At 30.0% G+C, this 25,517-nt stretch carries 24 protein-coding genes, 2 pseudogenes and 1 other annotated feature; of the genes and pseudogenes, 19 read left to right on the top strand and 7 right to left on the bottom strand.

Features of this window, described 5'->3' with window-relative positions; translation table 11 throughout:
- Together BLS77_RS18510 and BLS77_RS18505 are read left to right on the top strand one after the other, a co-directional pair.
- Nucleotides 1-1,485 (top strand): Ig-like domain-containing protein (locus tag BLS77_RS18510; RefSeq protein WP_089973511.1); only part of this gene is annotated, 1,485 nt, incomplete at its 5' end.
- Between the two features lie 348 nt (nt 1,486-1,833).
- Nucleotides 1,834-2,133: pseudogene (locus BLS77_RS18505) on the top strand (beta-glucoside-specific PTS transporter subunit IIABC); the annotation flags it as partial.
- Between the two features lie 123 nt (nt 2,134-2,256).
- Here BLS77_RS18505 and BLS77_RS18500 read toward each other — a convergent pair.
- On the bottom strand, nt 2,257-2,826 hold the full coding sequence (locus BLS77_RS18500) for a TetR/AcrR family transcriptional regulator (protein WP_089973508.1): 570 nt from the start codon (nt 2,824-2,826) through the stop codon (nt 2,257-2,259).
- A 310-nt stretch (nt 2,827-3,136) separates the two neighbouring features.
- Here BLS77_RS18500 and BLS77_RS18495 point away from each other — a divergent pair, with 310 nt between their 5' ends.
- The 3 genes from BLS77_RS18495 to BLS77_RS18485 all read left to right on the top strand — a co-directional run bounded on the left by BLS77_RS18495 (nt 3,137) and on the right by BLS77_RS18485 (nt 6,873).
- Nucleotides 3,137-3,559, top strand: coding sequence for a flavodoxin (locus BLS77_RS18495; protein WP_089973505.1), 423 nt, complete (start codon nt 3,137-3,139; stop codon nt 3,557-3,559).
- Nucleotides 3,560-3,775: 216 nt separating this feature from the next.
- On the top strand, nt 3,776-4,711 hold the full coding sequence (locus BLS77_RS18490) for a coiled-coil domain-containing protein (protein ID WP_089973503.1): 936 nt from the start codon (nt 3,776-3,778) through the stop codon (nt 4,709-4,711).
- A gap of 101 nt (nt 4,712-4,812) precedes the next feature.
- The gene (locus tag BLS77_RS18485; RefSeq protein WP_089973500.1) at nt 4,813-6,873 is read left to right on the top strand and encodes a family 10 glycosylhydrolase; all 2,061 of its coding nucleotides are present in this window, start codon (nt 4,813-4,815) and stop codon (nt 6,871-6,873) included.
- Between the two features lie 136 nt (nt 6,874-7,009).
- On the opposite strand, the gene BLS77_RS18480 is transcribed toward BLS77_RS18485, so the two are convergent.
- A complete protein-coding gene (locus BLS77_RS18480) occupies nt 7,010-8,176 on the bottom strand; it encodes an aminotransferase class V-fold PLP-dependent enzyme (RefSeq protein WP_089973498.1) in 1,167 nt (388 codons plus the stop codon).
- A gap of 143 nt (nt 8,177-8,319) precedes the next feature.
- Here BLS77_RS18480 and yedE point away from each other — a divergent pair, with 143 nt between their 5' ends.
- Genes yedE through BLS77_RS18465 form a run of 3 tightly spaced genes read left to right on the top strand, consistent with a single transcriptional unit; the run spans nt 8,320 to nt 9,853 of the window.
- Entirely contained in the window at nt 8,320-9,408 is a 1,089-nt protein-coding gene (gene yedE, locus BLS77_RS18475; protein WP_089973496.1) for a YedE family putative selenium transporter, read from the top strand.
- Entirely contained in the window at nt 9,395-9,601 is a 207-nt protein-coding gene (locus BLS77_RS18470; RefSeq protein ID WP_089973494.1) for a sulfurtransferase TusA family protein, read from the top strand. Before yedE ends, BLS77_RS18470 begins: the two co-directional genes overlap by 14 nt.
- 15 nt (nt 9,602-9,616) lie before the next feature.
- Complete coding sequence (locus BLS77_RS18465) at nt 9,617-9,853, top strand: putative Se/S carrier protein (RefSeq protein WP_089973491.1); 237 nt, start codon at nt 9,617-9,619, stop codon at nt 9,851-9,853.
- A gap of 193 nt (nt 9,854-10,046) precedes the next feature.
- Here the strand turns inward: BLS77_RS18465 and BLS77_RS18460 are convergent, their stop codons facing one another.
- A complete protein-coding gene (locus BLS77_RS18460) occupies nt 10,047-11,129 on the bottom strand; it encodes a VanZ family protein (RefSeq protein WP_089973489.1) in 1,083 nt (360 codons plus the stop codon).
- A 248-nt stretch (nt 11,130-11,377) separates the two neighbouring features.
- On the opposite strand from BLS77_RS18460, the gene BLS77_RS18455 reads away from it, so the two are divergent.
- From BLS77_RS18455 to BLS77_RS18435, 5 genes are all read left to right on the top strand, one after another.
- A complete protein-coding gene (locus BLS77_RS18455) occupies nt 11,378-12,154 on the top strand; it encodes an SDR family NAD(P)-dependent oxidoreductase (protein WP_089973486.1) in 777 nt (258 codons plus the stop codon).
- Nucleotides 12,155-12,438: 284 nt separating this feature from the next.
- Nucleotides 12,439-13,236 (top strand): amino acid ABC transporter substrate-binding protein, encoded by a 798-nt coding sequence (locus BLS77_RS18450; RefSeq protein ID WP_089973483.1) that lies wholly within the window; start codon nt 12,439-12,441, stop codon nt 13,234-13,236.
- Nucleotides 13,237-13,248: 12 nt separating this feature from the next.
- The gene (locus BLS77_RS18445) at nt 13,249-13,932 is read left to right on the top strand and encodes an amino acid ABC transporter permease (RefSeq protein WP_089973481.1); all 684 of its coding nucleotides are present in this window, start codon (nt 13,249-13,251) and stop codon (nt 13,930-13,932) included.
- A gap of 13 nt (nt 13,933-13,945) precedes the next feature.
- Nucleotides 13,946-14,689 (top strand): amino acid ABC transporter ATP-binding protein, encoded by a 744-nt coding sequence (locus BLS77_RS18440; RefSeq protein ID WP_089973478.1) that lies wholly within the window; start codon nt 13,946-13,948, stop codon nt 14,687-14,689.
- 40 nt (nt 14,690-14,729) lie between these two features.
- Nucleotides 14,730-15,872 (top strand): trans-sulfuration enzyme family protein, encoded by a 1,143-nt coding sequence (locus tag BLS77_RS18435; protein WP_089973476.1) that lies wholly within the window; start codon nt 14,730-14,732, stop codon nt 15,870-15,872.
- 166 nt (nt 15,873-16,038) lie between these two features.
- On the opposite strand, the gene BLS77_RS18430 is transcribed toward BLS77_RS18435, so the two are convergent.
- The 4 genes and pseudogenes from BLS77_RS18430 to BLS77_RS18415 form a co-directional block, all read right to left on the bottom strand.
- Nucleotides 16,039-16,491 carry an S-ribosylhomocysteine lyase gene (locus tag BLS77_RS18430; RefSeq protein WP_089973474.1) on the bottom strand — a complete coding sequence of 151 codons (453 nt, stop codon included), beginning with the start codon at nt 16,489-16,491 and terminating at the stop codon, nt 16,039-16,041.
- 84 nt (nt 16,492-16,575) lie between these two features.
- A pseudogene (locus BLS77_RS18425) lies at nt 16,576-17,484 on the bottom strand (PLP-dependent cysteine synthase family protein).
- Nucleotide 17,485: 1 nt separating this feature from the next.
- The gene (locus tag BLS77_RS18420) at nt 17,486-18,637 is read right to left on the bottom strand and encodes a trans-sulfuration enzyme family protein (RefSeq protein WP_089973472.1); all 1,152 of its coding nucleotides are present in this window, start codon (nt 18,635-18,637) and stop codon (nt 17,486-17,488) included.
- Between the two features lie 93 nt (nt 18,638-18,730).
- Nucleotides 18,731-19,354, bottom strand: a complete 624-nt coding sequence (locus tag BLS77_RS18415; protein WP_089973469.1) for a class I SAM-dependent methyltransferase — start codon at nt 19,352-19,354, stop codon at nt 18,731-18,733.
- A 57-nt stretch (nt 19,355-19,411) separates the two neighbouring features.
- Nucleotides 19,412-19,701 (bottom strand) — a binding site (T-box leader).
- A 216-nt stretch (nt 19,702-19,917) separates the two neighbouring features.
- On the opposite strand from BLS77_RS18415, the gene BLS77_RS18410 reads away from it, so the two are divergent.
- The 6 genes from BLS77_RS18410 (at nt 19,918) to BLS77_RS18385 (ending at nt 25,322) form a co-directional block, all read left to right on the top strand.
- On the top strand, nt 19,918-20,616 hold the full coding sequence (locus BLS77_RS18410) for a FadR/GntR family transcriptional regulator (protein WP_089973467.1): 699 nt from the start codon (nt 19,918-19,920) through the stop codon (nt 20,614-20,616).
- 149 nt (nt 20,617-20,765) lie between these two features.
- Nucleotides 20,766-21,554, top strand: a complete 789-nt coding sequence (locus tag BLS77_RS18405) for an electron transfer flavoprotein subunit beta/FixA family protein (protein ID WP_089973464.1) — start codon at nt 20,766-20,768, stop codon at nt 21,552-21,554.
- Between the two features lie 31 nt (nt 21,555-21,585).
- The gene (locus tag BLS77_RS18400; RefSeq protein ID WP_089973461.1) at nt 21,586-22,791 is read left to right on the top strand and encodes an electron transfer flavoprotein subunit alpha; all 1,206 of its coding nucleotides are present in this window, start codon (nt 21,586-21,588) and stop codon (nt 22,789-22,791) included.
- Nucleotides 22,792-22,803: 12 nt separating this feature from the next.
- Nucleotides 22,804-24,204, top strand: coding sequence for an FAD-binding oxidoreductase (locus BLS77_RS18395; RefSeq protein WP_089973459.1), 1,401 nt, complete (start codon nt 22,804-22,806; stop codon nt 24,202-24,204).
- A gap of 50 nt (nt 24,205-24,254) precedes the next feature.
- On the top strand, nt 24,255-24,611 hold the full coding sequence (locus BLS77_RS18390; protein ID WP_089973456.1) for a CidA/LrgA family protein: 357 nt from the start codon (nt 24,255-24,257) through the stop codon (nt 24,609-24,611).
- A 3-nt stretch (nt 24,612-24,614) separates the two neighbouring features.
- The gene (locus BLS77_RS18385; protein ID WP_089973453.1) at nt 24,615-25,322 is read left to right on the top strand and encodes an LrgB family protein; all 708 of its coding nucleotides are present in this window, start codon (nt 24,615-24,617) and stop codon (nt 25,320-25,322) included.
- The last annotated feature ends 195 nt before the right edge of the window (nt 25,323-25,517 follow it).

Here is a 25,517-nt window from a genome sequence, read left to right as displayed (position 1 = left end):
GTTGCAAATTTAAATAATTTTGAAAATAATAGTGCAAATCTAAATGATAGTTTAATAAATCCAGAAAAAGGCTGGAAGAGATTTGAAAATACAAATTCCAATATAAAATATGTTGGAGCATTTGTTGCAGGTGGAGAGATAACATATAGTACACTTCCATTAAGCGTAGCAGGAGAAACAAAAGTAGAATTTAAATTTTCAGGAACAAAATTAAGGTTAATAGGAGCAAAAAGTACCAATTACTCTGAAGAATTAGGTTGTAGAATAGATGGTAAAGAATATATTTTCACTCAAAAAGGACAATCTAAAAATAAGACTGTAGATTTAGAAGTTTTAAATTTAGAAAATAAGATACATGAAGTAGAAATATATAATATAAAAGTAGGTAGCTATGGGTTAGTGTTAGATGCGGTAGATGTAGATGAAGATGGAGCATTAATTGGAGATGGGGCAACAGAAGTTGAGCCAAAAGAAATATATCTAAATAAGAATAAGTTAGAATTAGTTAAAAAAACTGAGGACAATTTAGTAGCTACTATAACACCTGCTAATTCAAAAAATAAAAAAGTTATTTGGATATCTAGTGATGAAAATGTGGTTAAAGTTGATGAAAATGGAAAGATAATAGCTTTAAATGAAGGTAAAGCTATTATAAAAGCAAAGGTAGAAGGAACGGATTTAGTAGCTATTTGTGAAGTTAATGTTATTCCAAATGAAGATATAATTAAAGCAGAAAGCGTAACATTAAATAAGAAATCAATTGAATTATTAAAGGGTACTGTGGATAAAGTAGAAGCAACTATATTACCAAATAATTCAACTAATAAAAAAGTTATATGGACTTCAAGTGATTTAAGCATAGTTTCAATAGATGTAGATGGAGCTTGCTATATAACAGGACAAAAAGAAGGTAAAGCAATTATAACAGCAAAGATAGAAGGAACTGATATAATAGCTAAATGTGAAGTAACTGTTGTTAGCAAGAATGGAATTCAAGCTGAAGATATAAAAGTAAATAAGACATCTTTAAATCTAAATTCAGGAGATAGTGAAAAATTAATAGCAAAAGTACTTCCAGAGAATTCAACTAATACAAAGCTTATATGGACATCTAGTGATGAAAATATAGTGAAAGTCGATGAAAATGGTAATGTTACAGCTATTAAAGAAGGAAATGCACAAATAACTGTAAGAATTGATGGTACTGACATAAAAGATTCTTGCGATGTAATAGTTAAAAGTTCAGATTTTGAAAATAATAAAGCAATATTACTTTTAACATTAACAAATGGAGCTATAAAAGAATATGATGTTACAATGAAAGAAGTAAATAAATTTATAAAATGGTATGAAGATAAAACAGAAGGTATAGCAGGGGTAGGGCCTGCTGTATATAGTTTTTATAAAAAAGTAAACCCATATAAAACAGTTAAAGAATATATAAAATATGATATAATATATTTATATGAATATAGAGAATATTAAAAAATAGGTTAGAGAGTGTAGGTAGATTTGTGTAAATTCAAATATATCCACACTCTCTTTTATTTATAGAAAATAACAGGTTGTGATCTTAAAATTACTATGAAAAACTCTAATAAAATATTTAATCTAAAATAAAAACAACAGATAGCATATATATAATTTATATGCTACTATGTAATCATAGTGAATGATTACATGAATAAATACAATTTAACACATTTTGTTAAGGCGTGTTACTGTTAAAGCAGGCAAGACCTAAATAAAAGTGAACTATTCTTAAATTATAATAGATATATTTATCTATTAAATTTTAGGGAAGTACATTTTATTTAGGTCTTTTTAATGTTGAAAATTAAAGGCGTGATAAGTGTTGTAGACAAGGATGGACAGTTTCAAGTTGTAATTGGAAATGATGTTCAGCAAGCATATAGGGCAATATTAAAAGAAACAGGAAATTTAGAAGTTGGTAATAAAAATTTAAAAAATAAAAGTAGTAAGGAAAGTGGAAGTCTTATATCTAGATTTATTAGTGTTATATCTACAACGTTTACGCCAATGATTCCAGCTATTACTGGAGCAAGTATGATTAAGTCTGTACTTGCCATTTTAACATTAAGAAATTTACTAAGTGATAGCTTTTACATTATATTTCTTGTTTTCTTCAAAATTATTTTTGTTAAATTCCATAAATTATATTCTCCTTTGTTACAATTAGATTAGAGCACATATTTTGGAGAAAAACTCTTTGCATAAAACATGTGATATAAGAATTTAATTGTTTAATAATAGCTCTATTTGCGTGCTTACTACTAAAAGTGCTGAAACATCTCTTTTGGCTACAGATACAGTAATTGCACCTTCAATCATTAAATTAATAGCAATACCTAACTCTTCAGCTTTTTCTTTATTAAACCCACTTTCAATTAACTTTTCTGTATATGCATTTTCCATAACTAGAATGGCTTTTTTACAAGCCTCTCTTAGGGGTTCGCTTAAGAGATGGGTTTCTAAAGATAATAAACTAATGGAAATATCCTGAAGCATACTTTCACTATTCAATTCATCTATTATGGTTTTTATATTGTATTGCATAGCCTTGATTGGATTTGAATATTTTCCGAGTGAAGTTCTTATACTTTTTTCTATAGCTTTATTTGCTAGGTTTATAGATTCTACGGCCAGCTCTTCCTTACCGTTTGGGAAATAATAATATAGTGAACCTTTAGGCGAATTACTTTCTTTTAAAATTTCACTTAAGCCTGTGGCATTATAACCCTTAAGTTGAAAAAGCCTAGAGGCGGTAGTAAGTATTTTTTCTCTTGAATCAGTTTTATTATTCATTTAATTGTACCTCCTATATTAAATTATAACGACTGGTCTATATGTTGTAATATGTTATTGCTTTTAGGGTGTCAATAAAAATTATTGAAGTTATACGTATTAGAAAAAAATTCTATTGTTAATTAAAAATATCCGAAGGCTTTTTAATCAATATTAATGAACTAGATAGAGGATTTATTAATATAATTGAGCAAGGTGAAGGTAGTGAAGATTAATATATATATACTATATATTGACATTAAAAGAAAAATATAATATCATTAATTACGAGGTAATGATAATCAATATCAATTTAAAAGGGGTATAATAAATGAAAATAATTTATTGGAGTGGGACTGGTAATACTGAAGATATTGCAAATTTAATCGCTAAGGGGATTGAAGAAGGGGGTAAAGAAGCTGAGTTAATAAACATTTCTAATAATTCAGTAGATAATATTGAAGAAGAAGTAGTGGTACTAGGTTGTGCAGCTATGGGGAATGAGGAATTAGAAGAAAGTGAATTTGTACCAGCTTTAGAGAAGTTACAAGATAATTTAAAAAATAAAAAAGTTGCTTTATTCGGATCATATGGGTGGGGTGATGGAGAATGGATGAGAATATGGGAAGAAAGCATGACTAGCATGGGAATTCAAGTTCTGCTAGAACCATTAATAATAAATTATGCACCTGAAGGTGATGCTATAAAAGAGTGCATAGATTATGGAAGTCAAATAGCTAAATTATATACGTAATAGAAATTTTAATTAATCAAAAGTGTCACATTAGTAAATAAATATCAAAGAGAAAAAGTATTAATCTATTATGACTAATACTTTTTTTTTATTGTAGTTATTAATATTCTAATTGTGGAATATTAATATTTGATGGGCTATTTAGTAAATATATAATATGACTTATATATTTTATTAGGGTATAATTGTATTAATATGGGTTAAGGGGGAAGCAGAATGTTAAGAGAACTAAATGCAAAAATAAATAAGGTCAAAGATGATTTAGCATCAAAGGAAATTTTAGAAAAGAAACTTGAGAAATATAAGGTGCAAATTGAGGTTGATGAAAACGAGTTAAGAGAATTAGGAATAAGTATGAAAAAAGAGTATAAGGATGTAGAAAAATTAGAAAAGCTTTCGCTTGTTAATTTGATTTCTACACTTATGAAAAATAAAGAGGTAAAGTTAGAAAAGGAACAACGTGAATATTTAATGGCTAAAATTAAATATGATGAACACACTACTAAAGTAACCTTGTTTAAAGAGAATATAGAAAACATAAAAGCTAGATTACTACCTTTAAGGGATTGCCACATAAAACATAAAGAATTACTAAGAAAAAAAATAGAATTAATTAAAAACTTGGGGGATAATTATAATAAGAATAAATTAGAAGAATTAGAACATGAAATTGATAGAGACTTAAGGAATAAAAAGGGGATAGAAGAGGCAGAATTAGCAGGTAGAAGTTTACTTAGAGAAGTAAGCAATGCAGAAAAATCATTAAATAGTGCGAGTAACTGGGGAATATATGATATAGTTGGTGGTGATTTAATTTCTTCTATGATAAAGCATGATAAAATAAATGAGGCAGAAAGTAGTTTTAGAAATATATCTAGTTTAATTACAAGATTTAATAAAGAACTTGGAGATGTAAGCTGTGAAGGTATTACAATGTCAGGAACTACAATAGCCTTTGATATATTTTTTGATAATATTTTTACCGATTTTTCTGTTCAAAGTAAGATTAACAAGTCATTAAATAATGTAGTAACATTAAAAGGAAAAGTAGAAGGAATAATAAATAACTTAGTAAACCAAAAAAAAGATTTAAATAGATTAATATCAAGGAAAAGAAATGAGTATAACACAATTATAGACAATATACTCTAGGGCCTAGGTTTTCTATTGAAAAAATGAGTAAAAAGGGGTAAAATGTAATCGCAATGATATAAGTTGGCATATTTTATAATAAAAGTAAATGAGGGGGACATATGAAAAAAATTATTTCAAAAATACTATGTATGGCTATTGTTTTAGTGATAGGCATTCAGGGAAAAGAAGCAAAGGCTATATTAAATGAAGATATGCAGGGGGTCTGGATAACAACTGTATATAATAAAGATTGGCCTAGTGTGGGTTCAAGAAATAATGTTCAATTGCAAAAACAAGAATTTATAGATATTTTAAATAATGTAAAAGCAATTGGATTAAATACTGTAGTTGTACAAGTTAGACCAGAGGGAGATGCTTTATATAAATCAAACATAAATCCTTGGTCAAAGGTATTAACTGGGGTACAAGGTAAGGATCCCGGATATGATCCACTTAGCTTTATAGTTGAAGAAGCACATAATAGGGGTATAAAGGTACATGCGTGGCTTAATCCTTATAGAATAACTACAAGTGGAACAGATGCAAATGTATTATCTAGTAATCATTTTGCAAGAAAAAATCCTCAAACAGTTATGAGTGACGGAAAAGGTTTATATTACAACCCTGGATTACCAGAGGTTAGACAACATATTGTTGACACTGTAGATGAAATAGTAAGAAACTATAATGTGGATGGAATACATTTTGATGATTATTTTTATCCAGGACAAAATATAAATGATGATAATGCTTATTCACAATATTCAAAAGGCCTTGATAGAGCTGATTTCAGAAGACGTAGTGTAAATGAAATGGTACAGGCTGTACATGGCAGAATTAAAAGCATAAAAAGCAATGTAGAATTTGGAATAAGCCCAAGAGGTGTATGGAAAAATGAATCAAGTGATTCAACTGGATCTCAAACAAATGGATCAGGTCAAAGTTATTATGATATATATGGAGATACTAGAACTTGGATAAAAAACAATTGGATAGATTATGTTGCACCTCAAATCTACTGGGAAATAGGAAGTAAACCAGCAGATTATGCTAAGCTAATACCTTGGTGGTCAAATGAAGTTAATGGAACTAATGTAAAACTATACATTGGACAAGGTATATATAAACCAATGGTAGCGAGAGGAATAGAAAGTCAGGTAAATCTTAATAGACAATATTCTAATGTTAAAGGAAGTATATATTACAATTATAGTGATATAAAAAACAATGTTGAGGGTGTAAGAACTAAAATAACTAATTTACAAATGGTTCCAGTGGATTCCTTAATAGGAAGTGACAGATATGATACTGCATCAAAGCTTAGTCAAAGTCAATATAACAAAACCGATACAGTAATTATAGTAAATGGATTAGCTTTAGCAGATGGATTAGCAGCAACACCATTAGCAACTAATTTAAAAGCACCAATATTATTAACTCAAACTTCAGAGATACCACAACAAAGTAGGAATGAAATAAAAAGATTATCAGCTACAAAGGCTATAATAGTTGGTGGTAATACTATAATATCTAAAGATGTAGAAAATCAACTAAGTAGTTTAGGTATTAAAACTGTTGAAAGATTAGGCGGGTTAGATAGATATTTAACTTCATTAGAAATAGCTAAGTATATAGATACAAATCTTTATGATGTTAAAAATATAGTAGTTAGTAATGGTTATGGAGAAGCAGATGCTTTATCTATAGCAGCAGTAGCTGGAAGAGACAATATGCCAATTGTTTTAACTGGAAAAAATACTTTTAATGGAGATGTATACAACTGGTTAAGAGGAGAAGAACTTGATAATGCTTATATAGTCGGTGGAACTACTGTTTTAGAAAATGAAATTTTAAATAGAATGAATGATATTACAGCAAAAGATATAAGTCAAAATAGATTAGGCGGAGCAGATAGATTTGCAACAAATGCAATGGTTATAGAAAGATTTTATGGAAATACTTTAGATAAAGTTTATGCTTCAAAGGGATATCAGTTAGTAGATTCATTAACTGCAGGACCAATAGCAGCCTTAAATGGAGCACCAGTTGTGTTATGTAGTGATGATTTAACAACAATACAAAAAAATGTGTTAAATCAGAAAAAAGCGAGAATTATCATACAAGCTGGTGGTGGAATATCACCTACAACTATAAATTCATTAAAAACTAGTCTGAAATAAGATTATTAATAAGTATAAAAAATAGGGTAGTGTTATAATAGCAAACCCTATTTTTTATTTTATAATTTATTTGAATAATTCATTGAAAATGTATTTTCTGTACAGAACAGAAGTTATATTCTCTAAAATTAATGTCTTATCCCCGGATATTAGACCTTTTTAATATTTTATTAATAGAGTTTATGGTATATTTTACATCATCAATAGTATTAAAATGACTAAAACTAAAACGCATAGTTCCACTCGGATAAGTATTAAGAGTCTTATGAGCAGAAGGTGCACAATGTAATCCTATTCTAATCATTATATTGAAATCTCTATCTAGTAAATACCCTATTTCACCCATATCATAGAAGTCTGTATAAAGTGATACTACTGCGGTTCTGTTATCTATAGAGGGTCTTCCTACTAAATTAATATTATTTATGTTAAGAACATCATTTATAAATAAATCTGTTAAAAATAATTCTTTATCAGATATTGTGTTTATGCCTTCTTTAAGTAAATATTTGATAGAATGATTTAAACCATAAATAGCAGGAACATTTAATGTACCAGCTTCAAATTTATCAGGCATATAAGAGGGTTGAACTTCTAAATCAGATAAACTCCCAGTACCACCATAAATTAATGGCTTAATATTATCATTCAAATTATCAGAGATTATAAATCCACCTATACCTTGAGGTCCAAGTAGTCCTTTATGACCAGTAAAGGCTATGGCATCAGCATTTAGATCCAACATATCTATATCTAAAATCCCAGCACTTTGAGCAGCATCTACAATGAAAAATAAATTATGTTTTTTACATAGTTGTCCTACTTGTTTTAAGGGCATTATAGTGCCTGAAACATTTGAGGCATGTAACATAATTATAGCTTTAGTGTTAGGCTTAATTAAAGGCTCTATTTCATTGATAATAAGTTCACCCTGCCTATTACAAGGTATTTTACTGAAGGATATATTAGATTCTTTTAAAGCATTTAAAGGCCTCATTACAGCATTATGCTCCATAGAAGATACAAGTACGTGATCACCTTCTTTAAGTAATCCATTTATTAATACGTTAAGACTTTCAGTTATGTTTTTTGTAAATACTACATTTTCAGGATTTGAAAAATTGAATAATTCTCCTATTAGTTTACGTGTATCAAAAACCATATCCTCTGCTTGGTAGGCACAAGTGTAAGCTCCTCTATTAACGCTAGTACCAATATTATCAATAAAATTAGCTATAGTGGCACTCATACCTAAAGCTTTTGGAAAACTAGTGGCTGCATTATCTAAATAAATTTTTTTCATATTATCACCCATAAATATTATACAATAAATTTTATACAAAGAAATATATAGTTAAAAATAAACAAATATACAAGAATTTTATTATAAAAAAATGTATATTATGTTATAATATGTTTGGAATTATTTATAAAGGGGGAGTAAAAATGAAAAACAAGAAGGGTATAATTCTTGCGGGAATTATAATTGGAATTTTAGCGGTAGCATTGGTTAAGCTAGGTAATCCAGTGAATATGGGGATTTGTGTTGCTTGTTTTATAAGAGACACAGCAGGAGCATTAGGTCTGCATAGAGCAGAGGTAGTTCAATATATTAGACCGGAAGTAATAGGGATGGTTTTAGGAGCATTTATATTAGCTATTACTAAAAAAGAGTTTAATGTACGAGGTGGTTCATCACCATTTATCAGATTTATTCTAGGTTTTTTTGTAATGATAGGGGCGTTAATGTTTTTGGGATGCCCACTAAGAATGATGCTTAGAATAGCAGGCGGAGACTTAAATGCAGTAGTTGGACTAGTTGGGTTTATAGTTGGCATTTTAGTAGGAGTATATTTTCTTAACAATGGATTTACACTTAAGAGAAGTTACAAATTAACTAAATTAGAGGGAACCATGTTTCCAATAGTAAACGTTATATTATTATCATTACTTTTATGTGCACCAGCTTTTATATTGTTTAGCAAAGAAGGTCCGGGAAGCTTACATGCACCTATATGGTTAGCATTATCAGCGGGATTAATAATAGGAGCTTTAGCACAAAGAACTAGATTATGTACTGTTGGTGGAATAAGAGATGTAGTTCTATTTAAGGATTGGTATTTATTATCAGGTTTTGTAGCTATAATAGTAACAGTATTAATAGGAAACTTGTTTTTGGGATCTTTTAAACTTGGATTTGAAGCACAGGCAATTGCTCATACAGATGGAATGTGGAATTTTCTTGGAATGGTACTTGTAGGTTATGCTTCAGTGCTTTTAGGTGGTTGTCCGTTAAGACAGTTAATATTAGCTGGAGAAGGAAATATAGATTCGGTTATAACTATTATAGGGTTAGCTGTTGGAGCTGCATTTGTTCATAACTTTGGATTAGCATCTAGTGCAAAGGGAACTACTTTCAATGGTAGAGTTGCAGTAATAATAGGAATTGTAGTAATAGTAGGAATATCTATTATTAATAGTGATTTAAAATTGAGTTTCAAAAAGAAAGGGGATGTAAAAGTTGATATTAATTGATGGAAGGGGTTTATCTTGTCCGCAACCTGTAGTGTTAACAAAAAAAGGATTAGTAGAAGACAAGAAAGGAATAGACATATTAGTTGATTGTAATACTGCTAAGCAGAATATAATACGTTATTGTGAAGGTGTTGGTTATAAGGTAACAATAGAATCAAAAGATGAGGATATTTTACTTAAGATAAGAAAGTAGGCGAGGTTAATTTAAATGAATTATATAGCTTTATTTTTCACTCATTCTGGAGCGATTAAGTATAATAGATTTTTAAGAGGGAAGGATATAAAAACTGAAACTTCCCCAATACCAAGAAAATTGTCCTCAAGTTGTGGAATTGGAGTCAGATTTTATATGAATGAAAATATTGATGAAATACTATCAGAGGATTTAGAGAAGATTTATGAGATAAAAGAAGAGGATTATAATTTAGTTTATCAATGTGAATAAAGGCAGGAAATTTCATTTCAGCCAGGGGTGTAATGTTTACCATTTATTCAATTAACTACACCACAGGGATGAAATAAAAAAACAGTATATCTATTTAAATGATATTATTATCATTAATAGATATACTCTTTTTTATATGATTTTTAAATGAATCTTTTAATTGATACTTTCGAAAATATTTCTTGTTTTAATATTATGAAATGATATTTTTGGTATTGCTGAATTTTTCATAAAATAACATATTATCTTTCTTTATTACACTTAGTACAAAGTGAACAAATATTAATAAGTCAATTACTATAGCTATAAGCATAATGACAATAACGTAATTAGCATATTCAATTTTATTTAAATCAATAGCAGTAAATAAAATTTTATTCACACCAAATACTCCATAGTAAAGAATTCCATACCGTATAAAAACTTCTTTAAAAGATAGTCTTTCATCTTTTCCTTGTATTCTTATTCTACATAAAAATTTTCCTATAGTTTTACCATTAGTTAAATAAACAAGTAAAATAAAGTAAGTAAATACAGTTAGACTCTCCATAAATAAATTAGAATCAATAAAAGGAATAAGTCCTAGTATAAACCAATCTGTGTAGAATGCAAAAAATCTTCGTATATAACCTACTTTAAGGCTTGGTAAATCTACATTATTATCTAAGGTATTTGATCTAGGAATATAGTATGTAAATAATGGAGCTATTAAATATCCTAAGAATCCACCAAAAGTATTTAATATTAGATCATCTAGGTCAAAAATCCTATATGGGGCATTATATATACCATATAAGCCGGTAAGTTGTGTAAGTTCAAAAAATAGTGAAACTAAAAAAGTTATTAATAGAGTTTTCTTTAAATCCTTTTTAAAATAATATCTTAAGTAAATGCCCATTGGCATAAGTAAAATTCCATTAAAAGCAGCCTGTAAAAAAGCTCTTTCTTTAAGGATATTTATGTATGTAGAAGGTTTGAAAAATATAACATTAGTTTCTTTTAAAAGATCAATAATGAAATTAAAGGGTATTAATTGAGCGTGTTGAGTCCCTTCTGCTTGTAAGCTACGGACATCAGTAGTAGCAGGTAGTGGCAATATTACTAGATAATAAGCACATAATAAATATAGTAAGAATGAATATAGGATTAGAGTCCTAAATTTATTTATATATCCATATTTTACATATTGATATAAACTAAAAGGAACCGTAATAAACATAGCTAAAATTGGAAATGTTATCAGAGCTATTTTAATAGGAAAAATATAAGTTTCCATTTTGTATTAGCCTCCATTTTTATTAAATAAGTTTATAGTATAGAATTAGCGATAATTTTACTTTATATTCAGGATTAAAATAAATGATCTTTTAATAGCATAAAAACCCAGGAGTACCTATGGGAGAATTAATATATACCTTATTAGAAAATATATAAATTATTTTCTGATAAGGTATTGTTATTCAATTAGATATATTTTACAATTAATATTAGTAGCTGAATAGTTACTAGAAAGGAATGATATTTATGAGTAATTTATTTGATCTTACCGGAAAAGTTGCAATTATTACTGGAGCTTCTAGCGGCCTAGGTGCAGATGCCGCAAGAGCTTATGCAGAGCAAGGGGCAGATGTTGCACTACTTGCAAGAAGGAAAGATAAACTTGAAGAACTTGCAAAAGAAATTGAAGCTACTGGCAGAAGAGCAATTGCAGTGCAGTGCGATGTTGCTGATGAAGAGAGTGTAAAATTAGCTGTGAAAGAGGTTATTAACAACTTTGGCAGGGTTGATATCCTTCTTAACAATGCTGGGGTTGCAACTGTTGGATCAGTGGAAACTATGACAGTTGAAACTTGGGACAAGGTTATGGATATTAACGTAAAAGGAATATTCTTAATGTGTAAATATGTTATACCTCATATGACTGAAAGAAATTATGGGAAAATTGTTAATATTGCATCCATAAACGCAGTGGTTGCAAATAAGGGATTAGCTCTTGTCCGTCATTCATATAATGCTTCTAAGGCGGCAGTAAGAGGATTAACTATGGGGATGGCAGCGACCTATATGGAAAATGGCATTACAGTTAACTCCATTGGACCTGGTCTTTTTGAATCCGAAATGACAGCAGGTACATTATTTAAGCATGATGCATTTATGAATGCCTATAATACAATGTCTCCGGCAGGCAGACCAGGGAAAAAGGGTGAGCTTAACGGTACAATACTTTACCTTTCTTCCGATGCATCTAGCTACGTAACTTCTCAACATATCCTTGTTGATGGTGGAATGGCTATTGTCTAAAAATTTTAATTTTAAAATATAATTAAGTAGAGGGGCGGATAATATCTGCCCTTTTACTACGTTCTCATCAGTAGAATTTTTATCTTGATTTTCATTTGTATCATTAGCCACGTTTTCCTCAAAATTAATATCTTTATCAATAGTATTACTAGTAGAACTATTACATTCTATTAAAATTAAGCTACATATTAATATTGAAAATATATATTGCAATAAAAGAAGGGCTATGGTATTATAACAATCAATAACATACTAAACGTATATGAATACTAGGAGGAATAAATATGAAGAAATTAGCTGTATTAATCAGTACTTTATTAATAGCATCTGTAGGTCTTGTAGGATGTGGAACAAGTAGTAGTAAAAACACTGAATCAAATGATTTATTATCAAAAATAAAAAGTGAAGGTAAATTACGTATTGGTACTGAGGGAACTTATGCACCATATACATTCCATGACAAATCAGGAAAGTTAACTGGATTTGATGTTGAAATTGCAGAGGAAGTATCTAAGCGTCTTGGAGTAAAACCAGAATTTGTGGAAACAAAGTGGGATGGCCTTTTAGCAGGACTTGATGCAAAGAGATTTGATATGATAGTGAATCAAGTTGGAATCAAACCGGAAAGAGAAGAAAAATATGATTTTTCAGATCCGTATATAGTTTCAAAAGCAGTACTTATAGTAAATTCTGATGATAATACTATCAAAAGTTTTGAAGATTTAAAGGGAAAGAAATCTGCTCAATCATTAACTAGTAACTTAGCTCAAATTGCAGAAACTAATGGTGCGATACTTGAACCCGTTGATAGCTTTAATCAATCAATTGATCTTTTAGTTTCTAAAAGAGTAGATGCCACAGTTAATGATAGCCTATCTTATCTTGATCTTAAAAAGCAAAAGCCAGACCTGGCTATAAAAATTGTTGATGAGGTAGGAAATGCACAACCAAGTGGAATTATGTTTAATCAAGGAAATAAAGAATTAGTAGACGCAGTTAATAAAGCATTTGCTGATATGAAAGAAGATGGTACTTATTTAAAAATTTCAGAAAAATGGTTTGGTACAGATGTATCAAAATAAGAGGGTGAGAAGATGAATTTTGATGAGCAAACACTAAGAATATTAAACATAATTAAAGATTCTTTTTTGCCTTTATTAATGGCAGGGCTTAAGTTTACAATTCCAGTAGCAGTAGGTTCATTCATACTTGGTTCAATTGTTGCTATGGGAACAGCCCTTGCTCGTATATCAAAATATAAATCATTGGTTTTAATATCAAGTTTTTATGTTTGGATAATAAGAGGAACTCCATTATTAGTACAGCTATTTATAATATTTTATGGGTTACCAATGGCGGGCATAACAATGGGACCACTAACTGCAGCAATTATAGGATTCACTTTAAATGTTGGAGCTTATAATTCAGAAGTAATTAGAGCTGGGATTTTATCTATACCTAAGGGCCAGTGGGAGGCAGCATCTTCAATTGGTATGACTAATACTCAATCATTGATACGAGTAATTTTACCACAGGCAGCTAGGGTGTCTGTACCACCATTGTCAAATTCATTTATAAGTCTTGTTAAAGATACATCACTTGCGGCTTCGATTACTTTAACTGAAATGTTTCAGATTGCCCAAAGAATAACTGCTGCAACATATGAGCCACTTGTGATGTACTGTGAAGTGGCATTTATATATCTAATGTTTTGTACTATACTCTCTATATTTCAAAATAAGATAGAGAAAAAACTTGAAAGATATGTAGCTAGTTAATTGGAGGGAGCTTATGATTAATATAAAAAATTTACACAAAAAATTTGGAGATAAGGAAATTTTAAAAGATATAAATTTAGAAATTGCGAAGGGTGAAACAACAATTATAATAGGACCTTCAGGATCAGGTAAAACCACACTTCTTAGGTGTATGAATTTATTAGAAGTTCCTGACAGTGGAACCGTAAGCATTGGAGATAGTGAACTTACGGTTTCTGAAAATAAAAAACCAACTGAAAAAGAAATATTAAAACTTCGCAAAAATACAGGTATGGTATTTCAAGGCTTTCACTTATTTCCGCATATGACTGTGGAGGAAAACATTATGGAGGGGCTTGTTACTGTATTTAAGCAATCTAAGAAGGTAGCTCGTGATAAAGCACTTGTACTTTTAGAGAAGGTTGGACTTTCAGAAAAACGTAGCAACTATCCTCATGAGCTATCAGGAGGACAACAACAAAGGGTTGCAATAGCAAGGGCTATGGCTATAGAACCACTAGTTTTGTTATTTGATGAGCCAACATCAGCACTAGATCCAGAGCTTTCAGCTGAAGTTTTTAAAGTTATTAAGGAACTATCTCTTGAAGGAATGACAATGGTAGTTGTTACTCATAACATGAGTTTTGCAAGAGAGGTTGGGGACAATATAATATTTATGGATAATGGAATTATAATTGATAAGGGAACCCCTGAGCAATTATTATGTAATACTATAAACCCAAGAGTAAAACAATTTTTAAATTTAGTTTCAGATTAGATAAGACATATCCAAATAAATTATTTGAGGAGGAAAAAATATGAAATTTGAATCATTATTAATACATGGCGGAATAGATGGGGATGCTAGTACTGGGGCAGTAAATGTACCTATTTACCAAACATCTACATTTAAAAAAAGTGAATTTGAGAATACTAAAGATAATGTTTACGAGTATTCAAGAACAGGAAACCCTACAAGAGCAGCATTAGAAAAACTTATTACAGAACTTGAGGAAGGTTATGCAGGATTTGCCTTTGCTTCAGGGATGGCGGCTACAACAGCCGCACTATCACTATTTAAAACGGGAGATAAAATTCTTATATCAAATAATGTTTATGGTGGAACATTTAGAGTTTTAGACAAGTATTTTAAAAACTTTGGTTTAAATTATAGTGTATTTGATTCATCAAATATAGAAGAGTTAAAAAATAATATTGATGACAGTGTAAAGGCTATTTTTATAGAAACTCCAACTAACCCATTAATGGGTATTACAGATATTGAAGAGGTTGCAAAAATAGCAAAGGAAAATAATATAATTTCCATTGTTGATAATACTTTTATGACACCTTATCTACAAAAACCAATTACCCTTGGGGCTGATATAGTTATTCACAGTGCTACGAAATATTTAGGTGGACACAGTGATTTAGTTGCAGGGCTTGTGGTAGTTAATAATAATGAATTAGCTGAAAGAATACATTTCATACAAAATTCAACAGGAGGAGTTTTATCTCCGTTTGATTCTTTCTTATTGATAAAAGGGATTAAAACTTTAGCGTTAAGAATGGATAGACAAAACTCAAACACAACGGTTGTTGCAAAGTTTTTAAGAAATAGAAAAGAAGTAGAAAAAGTATATTATCCAGGTTTTGTTGATCATCCAGGACATGAAATACAAACGAAGCAAGCTAAGGGCTATGGAGGTATCATTTCTTTTGTTCTTAAAGAAGGTTATGATTATAAAAAATTCTTAGAGAGCTTAGAGTTAATAACTTTTGGAGAAAGCTTAGGAGGGGTGGAGTCATTAATTTGCCATCCTGCGACTATGACACATGCTGCAATTCCATATGAAATGAGACAAGCAATAGGCATAACTGATAATTTAATAAGAATATCAGTAGGAATTGAAAATGTTGATGATATAATAGAAGATTTAATAAAGTCATTAGAAATATAAATTTAATAAAAATACCTTATTAGAAAATATATTGATTATTTTCTGATAAGGTATTTTTTTATGAATATATCTTGCAAGAATACCTGGTAAAAATGTGAACTTAATGTGTGTTTTTTATCCTAAAGGCATTACTATAGGACATATTGCAGATATAAATAGTGAAATATTATATATAATATTTATCGCTAATTCCATTGTCTAAAACAGCTTTAGCATGAAATTTTGCTAGTTCTAGTGAATGTAATGAAGCTGTACCACATTGTAATTCGTTAGCAGCTGGAACTTCTGTTGCATCTAAAACTTTGTTTAATGAGTATTCTAAAGCTTTAATAACTTCTTTAATTGAAACGTCACCCCAACTTGTTAAATAGAAACCTGTTTTGCAACCCATGGGAGATATATCTATAATGTTTGGAAGTAATTCCCTCATATATCCTGCTAATAAATGTTCTAAAGAATGAATTCCAGTTTCAGATAAAATTTCTTTATTTGGTTGAGTAAATCTTAAATCAAATTTTGATATAGAATCACCTTTAAGACCATATTTTACTTCTACCTTTCTTACATAAGGCGCTTTAACCTTTGTGTGATCTAATTGAAAACTTTCTACTTTTATCATGTTAATTTCCACCTTTCATTTATGAATTTAATATTTTGTTAAAGGGTAAAGAGAATCTATAGAGTAGAGCCCTTTTAGGGTTGGTTAGAATAATCCTGTACTGAAATATCTCTCACCTCTATCAGGGAACACTACTACAATATTTCCTTTCTCTATAGTACTTGCAAATTTTAATGCAGCAGATAGAGCAGCACCAGAGGATGAGCCTACTATAACACCTTCTTTTTGAGCAAGTAGTGTTGCTAATTTAAAGGCTTCATCATCAGTAGTTTTAATTACTTTATCTACTAATTACATATTCATAGTATTTGGAATGAAATTATTGCCTATACCTTCAACTTTGTAGCAACCTTCCTCACCACCACCCATAGTAGAGCCTTCAGGATCTGCTAAGATTCCTATAACATTAGGAATACGTTCTTTTAAATATTTTACAATTCCAGAGAAGGTGCCACCACTGCCGGCACCACCTACAAAACAATCTATTTCTCCATCTAGATCTTCATAGATTTCTTTTCCTGTTGTCTCATAGTGGGCTAGCGGATTTGCTAAATTATCAAATTGCCTTAGTGATATGGAGTTAGGTGTGGATTTAAGTAAATTTTCAGCCACATCTACAGCTCCTTGCATTCCTTTCTCCTGTGGGGTATTTATAATTTCCCCGCCTAGAGCCTTCATTAATTTTTGTTTCTCTATTGAGAACTTAGTTGGTACTACAAATATTACTTTATATCCTTTATTTATAGCTGCGAGAGCAACTCCTATGCCTGTATTTCCAGCAGTAGCTTCTATAATAATGGAACCATATTTTAGAATGCCTTGTTTTTCAGCTTCATTTATCATATAAATACCAATTCTATCTTTACAACTACCTCCAGGATTAAAATTCTCAAGTTTTGCAAAAATATTAACACCTTTTTTTAGCCCTAAATGATTAAGCTTTAAGAGAGGGGTTTTACCTATTAAAGATTGTATATCATTATAGTAGTTCATTTTATTCACCTACTTTTTTTATTGCTATTATAAGTGCATTTTCAACATCTTTTAATATATCTTCTTTATTTTCTATACCTACAGATAATCGTATAAGTCGCTCAGTTATACCAAGGCGATTTCGAAGATCAACAGGAAGAGCGGCATGTGTCATAGTGGCTGGATGGCAAAGTAGAGATTCGACACCACCTAAGCTTTCACCAAAAGTAATTAAATCTAAATTATTTATAAATTTAATATAATCAACATCTTCATTTAGCCTAAAGGTTATTACCCCACCAAATCCTCTTGCTTGGCTTTTTTGTATTAAATGCCCAGGATGACTTTCTAGCCCAGGATAGTAAACTTTATTTATAGATTTGTTTGATGAAAGCTTATTTGCTATATAAACCGCATTTTCTTCATGTCTATCCATTCTAACAGATAAGGTTTTAATTCCTCTTATTAAAAGGAAACTATCAAAAGGTTGAAGTATTCCACCGGTAGCATTTTGTATAAAGTGGATTCTTTCACCTAACTCATCATCATTAACAACTACTAAACCAGCAACTAAATCACTATGACCTCCAAGATATTTAGTTCCTGAGTGGACAACAATATCAGATCCTAGGGAAATTGGATTTTGAAAGTAAGGCGTCATAAAGGTATTGTCTACTATGGTTAACAAACCATGTTTTTTAGCTTTTTCTGAAACTTTTTTTATATCGACCACATCTAAAAGAGGGTTAGTTGGTGATTCTATAAATATAGCCTTAGTGTTTTTATCAATGTGATTTTCAATAGAATCAAAGTTATCTATAATATCATAGTTAATACCAAAATTTTTGAAAACTTTATCTAATACTCTAAAAGTACCACCATAAAGATTGTTAGTTATTAGTATTTTATCTCCTGATTTAAAAAGAGTTAATACAGCAGTTATAGCTGCTAGTCCTGAGGCAAAAGCAAAGCCTCGAGTACCACCCTCTATATCAGAAATTAATTTTTCAACAGCTTCCCTTGTAGGGTTACCTGTTCTTGAATATTCGTAATCAGCATGTTTACCAAATTCGGATTGTTTATACGTAGAAGTTTGATAAATGGGTATATTTACAGCTCCTGTTCTTTTATCTCCCTCAATACCACCGTGGATTAGTAATGATTCTATATTCATAATTTTTTATCTCCTTCGGATATCTCATGTAATATAAGCTACATGGATTATATTATTATTAAATTTTTTAACCTATTTAATAAGGTTACATTACTATTTCTCGCCTATAGCAATAAATATATCTGGATTTACAAACTCTCCTTTTGAGGAAGATCCCTGGCATTTTAATCCAGTACTTCTTATATCTAAATTTTTAAAGCCAGCTCCTTCATACCAAATAGTTAATTGCTTATGACTAAAACCAAGCCAAAGGTCAAACATTTCTTCTTTAGCCCACTCCCCACTGTGTTCTTCAACATCAGTAATAACAACATTGCCACCAATTTTAAGAACTCTAAACATTTCCTTTATTGCTTTATCAGGATTAGCAACATGATGAAGAGCCATATTCATAAAGATAATATCTATAGATTCATCAAATATAGGAAGATCCTCAGCTACACCTTTAATAGGATAAATATTTGTTAGATTTTCTTTTTTGGCAGAGGCATAAAGTTCTTTTAACATATTAGTTGAAGCATCTAAAGGAAATACTATATTACTTTCCTTTGCAACTCGTAAGGATATAAAACCAGTACCAGAACCTAAATCTAATATGGTTTTATTTTTTATATTTACTGAATTAATAGCTAATTCTCTTAGTTCGTCTTTAAAGTAACTAACCCTTATTTTATTCCAATCCTTTGCTATGCTATTAAAATAATTTAATGAACTCATAATAATCACTCCTCTTAAAATATTTTATGATAAATAAAAAAAACCTCATCTCATATATATAGAGACGAAGTTAATCCGCGGGCCCACTCTAATTTGGATATAAAATATCCACACTTAAATTTCTCAAGCACATAAATGCTATATCACTATAACGGGTGAACCCGGCTAGAACTACTTTTAGGTATCTTAAAAAATAAATAGTAAATATGATAGTTTTTTTCAAGATAACTTATTTCGAACTACTGCTCCAAAGGGCACTTCACACAAAGTCTAGATAGAATACTCTCAGCAGTGTATTCCTCTCTGTAACCTTCCTAAATGATACTTTCCTTTTTCATTGCATTTAAATATTTAATTAATAATAGTAAACATATATGTTTTGCTATAATTGTATTATATGCTAATTTAAATAAAAATGTCAATTAATTTCAAAAAATATAAAAATATAATAAAGACTTCATATTTTATATTTACCAATCTTGAGATATGATATAATTGTATTGAATTTAGGAGAAATAATATAAGGATTTGTATTATTTGATGTATGATAAGGAGGCTTAGATTTGTTTACTGAAGTTAAAAATATGAAGGTTTATGAACAAATAATTAATCAGTTTAAAGATATGATTGCGAAAGGTCTACTTAAAAAAGGTGACAAGCTTCCATCAGAGAGAGAACTTGTAAGTCAATTAGGGGTAAGTAGAACTGGTATAAGAGAAGCATTAAGTGCACTTCAAATGATTGGACTAGTAGAATCAAGGCATGGAGAAGGAAACTATATTAAAGATAATCTTGAGGATAGTTTAAAAGATCCATTTCTATTAATATTTATGCTTAATGGTGGTAAGTTTCACGAAATATTAGAGTTTAGAAAAGGTATAGAGATAGAGACAGCAGCACTTGCAGCAAATAAAATTCAAGATGATGAAATTGTTATTTTAAAAGATATACTACATAGATTAGATAATGCAGAATGTGAAGAAGTTAAGGTGAAGTTAGATAAAGAATTACATTATTTAATTGCAAAAGCATCAAAAAATATTTTAATAATAAATTTGTTAAATGTAAATTCATCTTTAATGGATATTTTTATAAGTGAAGCTAGGGGGAAAATATTAAGTAAAAAAGAAAATAGAGAATGCCTATTAAAGCAACATAAGGATATAGTTGATGCTATAAGTAATCATGATAGTTTTAATGCATCAAAGGCGATGAGAAGACATTTGGATTTTATAGAGAAATATATTTATAATATGAAATAAACCTAAAGAGCTAAATTGGCTCTTTTTTTATTTTGTGAAAATATATGGAAATTTTAATGTTAATATGATATTATAATAGCAAGTGGTAATACCAGTATGCCAGTATAAAATTTATCTTTATAAGTAATATATAAATGGGAGGGTGTTGTATGGAAATAGTAGTGTGCATAAAACAGGTACCAGGTACATCAAAAGTTGAGGTAGATGAAAAAACAGGGGTTTTAAAAAGAGAAGGTATAGATTCAAAGATTAATCCATTTGATTTATATGCTTTAGAGACAGCTTTAAGAATAAAGGGAAAAAAAGGTGGAAATATTAATGTAATTAGCATGGGGCCACCACAGGCGCAAGCAATAATAAAGGAAGCTTATATGATGGGCGCAGATCATGGGATTTTACTATCTGATAGGAAGTTTGCAGGGTCGGATGTGTTAGCTACATCTTATACAATATCTCAAGGTATAAAAAAGGTAGATAACTTTGATTTGATTTTATGTGGAAAACAAACTACAGATGGGGATACTGCACAGGTTGGACCAGAAATTGCAGAATATTTAAATATACCCCATATTGCAAATGCTAGAAAAATATTGGAAATAAAGGATAAGTCAATTATTTTAGAAATGGACATGCCAAATACAATAGAAGTAGTAGAGGTTAAATTTCCTTGTCTTGTAACCGTTGACAAAGGGATATTTGAGCCAAGGTTACCATCTTATAAAAAGAAATTAGAAATAAAGAACAAGGAAATAGATGTTTATGGATTAAAGGATTTTGAAGATAAAGATGAAAATAAATATGGCTTAAATGGATCACCAACTCAAGTTGAGAGGATATTCCCACCGGCTTGTAATGAGAGTAAAGAAGTATGGGATGGAAATGGTGAAGAACTTTCAGAAAGATTATTCAAGAAACTAAAAGAGTTAAAGTATATTTAGTTAAAGATTTATGAAAGGCGGAAGATTGGTTATGGGTAAACTTATTGTTAATAAAGAAAAGATAAATTCAGAGAATATAAATGAATTAATAAAAATATGTCCATTTGGAGCTATTGAAAAGATAAATGATACAGTTCAGGTTTCAGCAGCATGCAAGATGTGTAAGCTATGTGTTAAAAAAGGGCCAAGTGGCGTTATGGAATTTATAGAAGAGGAAAAACCTAAAATTAATAAAGATCTTTGGACTGGGGTTGCAGTATATGTTGATCATGTAAATGGAGAGATACATCCTGTTACCTATGAGTTAATTGGAAAAGCAATAGAACTAGCTAAGGTAATTGATCATAAGGTATATGCAGTATTTATTGGATACGACATAAAAGAAAAAGCAGAAGAACTATTGCATTATGGTGTTGATGAGGTGATTGTATATGATGAATATGAACTTAGGGATTTTAGGATAGAGCCATACACAGCAGCCTTTGAAAATTTTATTAATATTTATAAACCATCTAGTATATTAGTTGGAGCAACTACAATTGGAAGATCTTTAGCACCTAGAGTAGCTGCTAGGTTTAGAACAGGATTAACAGCAGATTGTACAATACTTGATATGAAGAAAAATACGGATTTGATACAAATAAGACCAGCATTTGGTGGAAATATTATGGCTCAGATAGTAAATCCAAACCATAGACCACAGCTTGCAACAGTAAGATATAAGGTTATGGATGCCCCAGTAAGAAATGAAAATAAGTGCGGGGAGATAACACTTAGAAGTATATCTAGTGAAAAGTTAAAATCTAATATAGATGTTTTGAAAATAATTAAAAAGGAAATGGAAGCTAGCATAGCAGATGCGGAGATAATAGTTGCAATAGGAAGAGGTGTAAAATCTGAGAAGGATATGGACCTTGTAAGAGAAATTGCAGAAAGACTTGGAGCACATTTAGCAGGGACAAGACCTATGGTTGAGAATGGGTGGATAGATGCTAAATATCAAATTGGATTAAGTGGAAGAACTGTTAAACCTAAATTGATATTTGCAATTGGAATTTCAGGGGCAGTTCAATTTACCGCAGGTATGAATAATTCAGAGTGTATTATAGCTATAAATAATGATCCTAATGCTCAAATATTTGATGTTGCACATTATGGATTAGTAGGAGATCTGTATGAAATATTACCAATGTTAATGAGTAATATTAAAAATAATAATCAAGTTGTATATTGTTAGGAGGTATTTTAAATGAACTCATATAAAAGTGTAAATAAAAATGATATTGAATTTTTATTATCTGTTTGTGGAAGTAATAGAGTTTTTGTAGGTGATAAAATAAGTGAAGATTTTAGCCATGATGAACTTGGTGGTATAAGCAAAATGCCAGAAGTTTTAGTTGAAGTATTATCAACAGAAGAGGTTGCTAAAATAGTTAGTTATGCTTATGAAAATAATATTGTTGTAGTTCCAAGAGGATCTGGGACAGGTCTCGTTGGAGCATCAGTTGCAGTACATGGTGGAATAATGATTAACTTAAGCAAGATGAATAACATATTAGAAATAGATGAGGATAACCTAACACTCACAGTAGAGCCAGGTGTATTATTAATGGATATAGGTAACTTTGTACAGGAGCATGATTTGTTTTATCCACCAGATCCAGGCGAAAAGACAGCAACTATAGGTGGTAATATAAATACTAATGCTGGTGGAATGAGAGCTGTTAAATATGGCGTTACAAGGGATTATGTAAGAGGACTTGAATTAGTGCTTCCAACAGGAGAAGTTATCGAAGTTGGAGGAAAGATAGTTAAAAATAGTTCAGGTTATAGTATTAAAGATTTAATATGTGGTTCAGAGGGAACCTTAGCAATAGTTACAAAAGCAATATTAAAATTATTACCATTGCCAAAGAAAACAATAAGTCTACTTATACCATTTGATAATCTAAGTAAAGCAATAGGAACAGTTCCAAAGATTATTAAATCAAAGAGTATTCCAACATCTATAGAATTTATGGAAAGAGATGTTATCCTAGCTTCAGAGGAGTTCCTAGGAAAGAAATTTCCAGATAGCTCAGCAAATGCATATCTTTTATTAAGTTTTGATGGAAATGATATTGAAAGTATAGAGAAAGAGTATGAAAATGTAGCTAATATAGTGCTTAAGGAAGGGGCTATAGATATTTTTATTGCTGATACTGATGAAAGAAAAGAAGCTATTTGGTCAGCAAGGGGAGCTTTCCTTGAATCAATTAAAGCATCTACTACAGAAATGGATGAGTGTGATGTTTGTGTACCAAGAAATAAAGTAGCGGAATTTATAAATTATACTTATGAATTACAAGAAAAATTTAATATAAGAATAAAGAATTTTGGACATGCAGGAGATGGAAATCTTCATGTATATGTGTTAAGAGATGAACTTAATCAAGAAATGTGGGACAAAAAGTTAGCAGAGGTCTTTGAATGTATGTATAAAAAGGCTAGAGAATTAAAAGGCCAAGTTTCAGGGGAACATGGAATAGGCTTTGCAAAGAAAAAATATTTAAATGACCAAATAGGAGAAGTAAATTCTCTACTGATAAAAAATATTAAACATGCTTTTGATCCAAAAAATATTTTAAATCCAGGTAAAATATGCAGCTAAATACAATGAATAACCGTATAAGGTAATATTGAGAAGAGGTGTGTTATTATATGAGGGTTTTAAGGGAAAGTATGATAATAATTTCTATATATTTTTTAGGTGAATTATTATCAAAAACAATTATTACATTTATACCTGGAAATATATTAGGCATGATAATTTTATTAGTTATGCTTTGTACAAAGGTACTAAAGCTAGAGGCAATTGAAAATGTTTCTAAATTTTTCTTAGATAATTTAGCTTTCTTGTTTGTACCAGCGGGAGTTGGGTTACTTACAGCTGTAGAATTGCTTAAGGGAAATTCTATTAAGCTAATAAGCATTTGTATTATATCTACATTTATAGTTATGGGAATAACATCATTAACTGTTGATGGATTAATTAAAAGAAAAAAAGAGGAGAATTAAATTATGAAAGAGATAATAAATAATCCTTTATTTTGGATATTGATAACCTTAGCAGCTTTTGAAATAGGTATAGTTATTTATAAAAGGACAAAGTTTCCACTTTTTAATCCATTACTTATTGCAATAGTTTTGGTAATTGGTGTGCTTGTAATCTTTAATATAGATTATGAAATATATAATTTGGGAGGAAAGTTTATAAATAACTTTTTAGGACCTGCAACAGTAGTACTTGCAGTACCATTATATAAACAATTAAATGCTTTAAAGAAGAACTTGTGGCCAGTACTTATTGGATTATTTGTTGGGTCCTTAACTTCTATTGTATGTGTAATAATTTTAGGTAAAGCTTTTGGTTTAGATGAATCATTAATTGCATCACTTGTTCCTAAATCAGTAACTACACCTATAGGTGTGGAAATTTCTAATTCATTAGGTGGAGTCAAATCAATAACTATAGTCTGTATTGTACTAACTGGTATTGTTGGGGCAATAATTGCACCAATTGTAAGTAAAGTTTTAAAAATTAAAAGCGAAGTTGCAATTGGAATAGGAATTGGAGCGGCATCCCATGCTGTAGGAACCAGCAAAGCTTTTGAAATGGGTGAAGTACAAGGGGCTATGAGCTCCCTATCAATAGGAATAGCAGGATTAATAACAGTGTTTTTATCTCCATCAATATATATGTTAGCTAGGATTATGTTGAAGTTTTAATATTAAGGCACTTTAAAAAATTTATAATTAATTACAGACTGTGATAGAGCTAAAAATAAAGTGGTACCTATGTCAAGGACAGTTAGAAAAAAACGCCTAAAAAATGAATTGGAATATTTTTCATGGAAGATGTATGACAAGAAAGCACTGGTATTATACCGTTTGTAGGTATTTACCAGTGCTTTAAATTATATT

This window comes from Clostridium gasigenes (assembly GCF_900104115.1).
In the GTDB taxonomy this organism is placed as follows: Bacteria; Bacillota; Clostridia; order Clostridiales; family Clostridiaceae; genus Clostridium; species Clostridium gasigenes.
The sequence above is the reverse complement of the archived record's forward strand: the minus strand, read 5'-3'. Positions and strand labels throughout refer to the sequence as shown.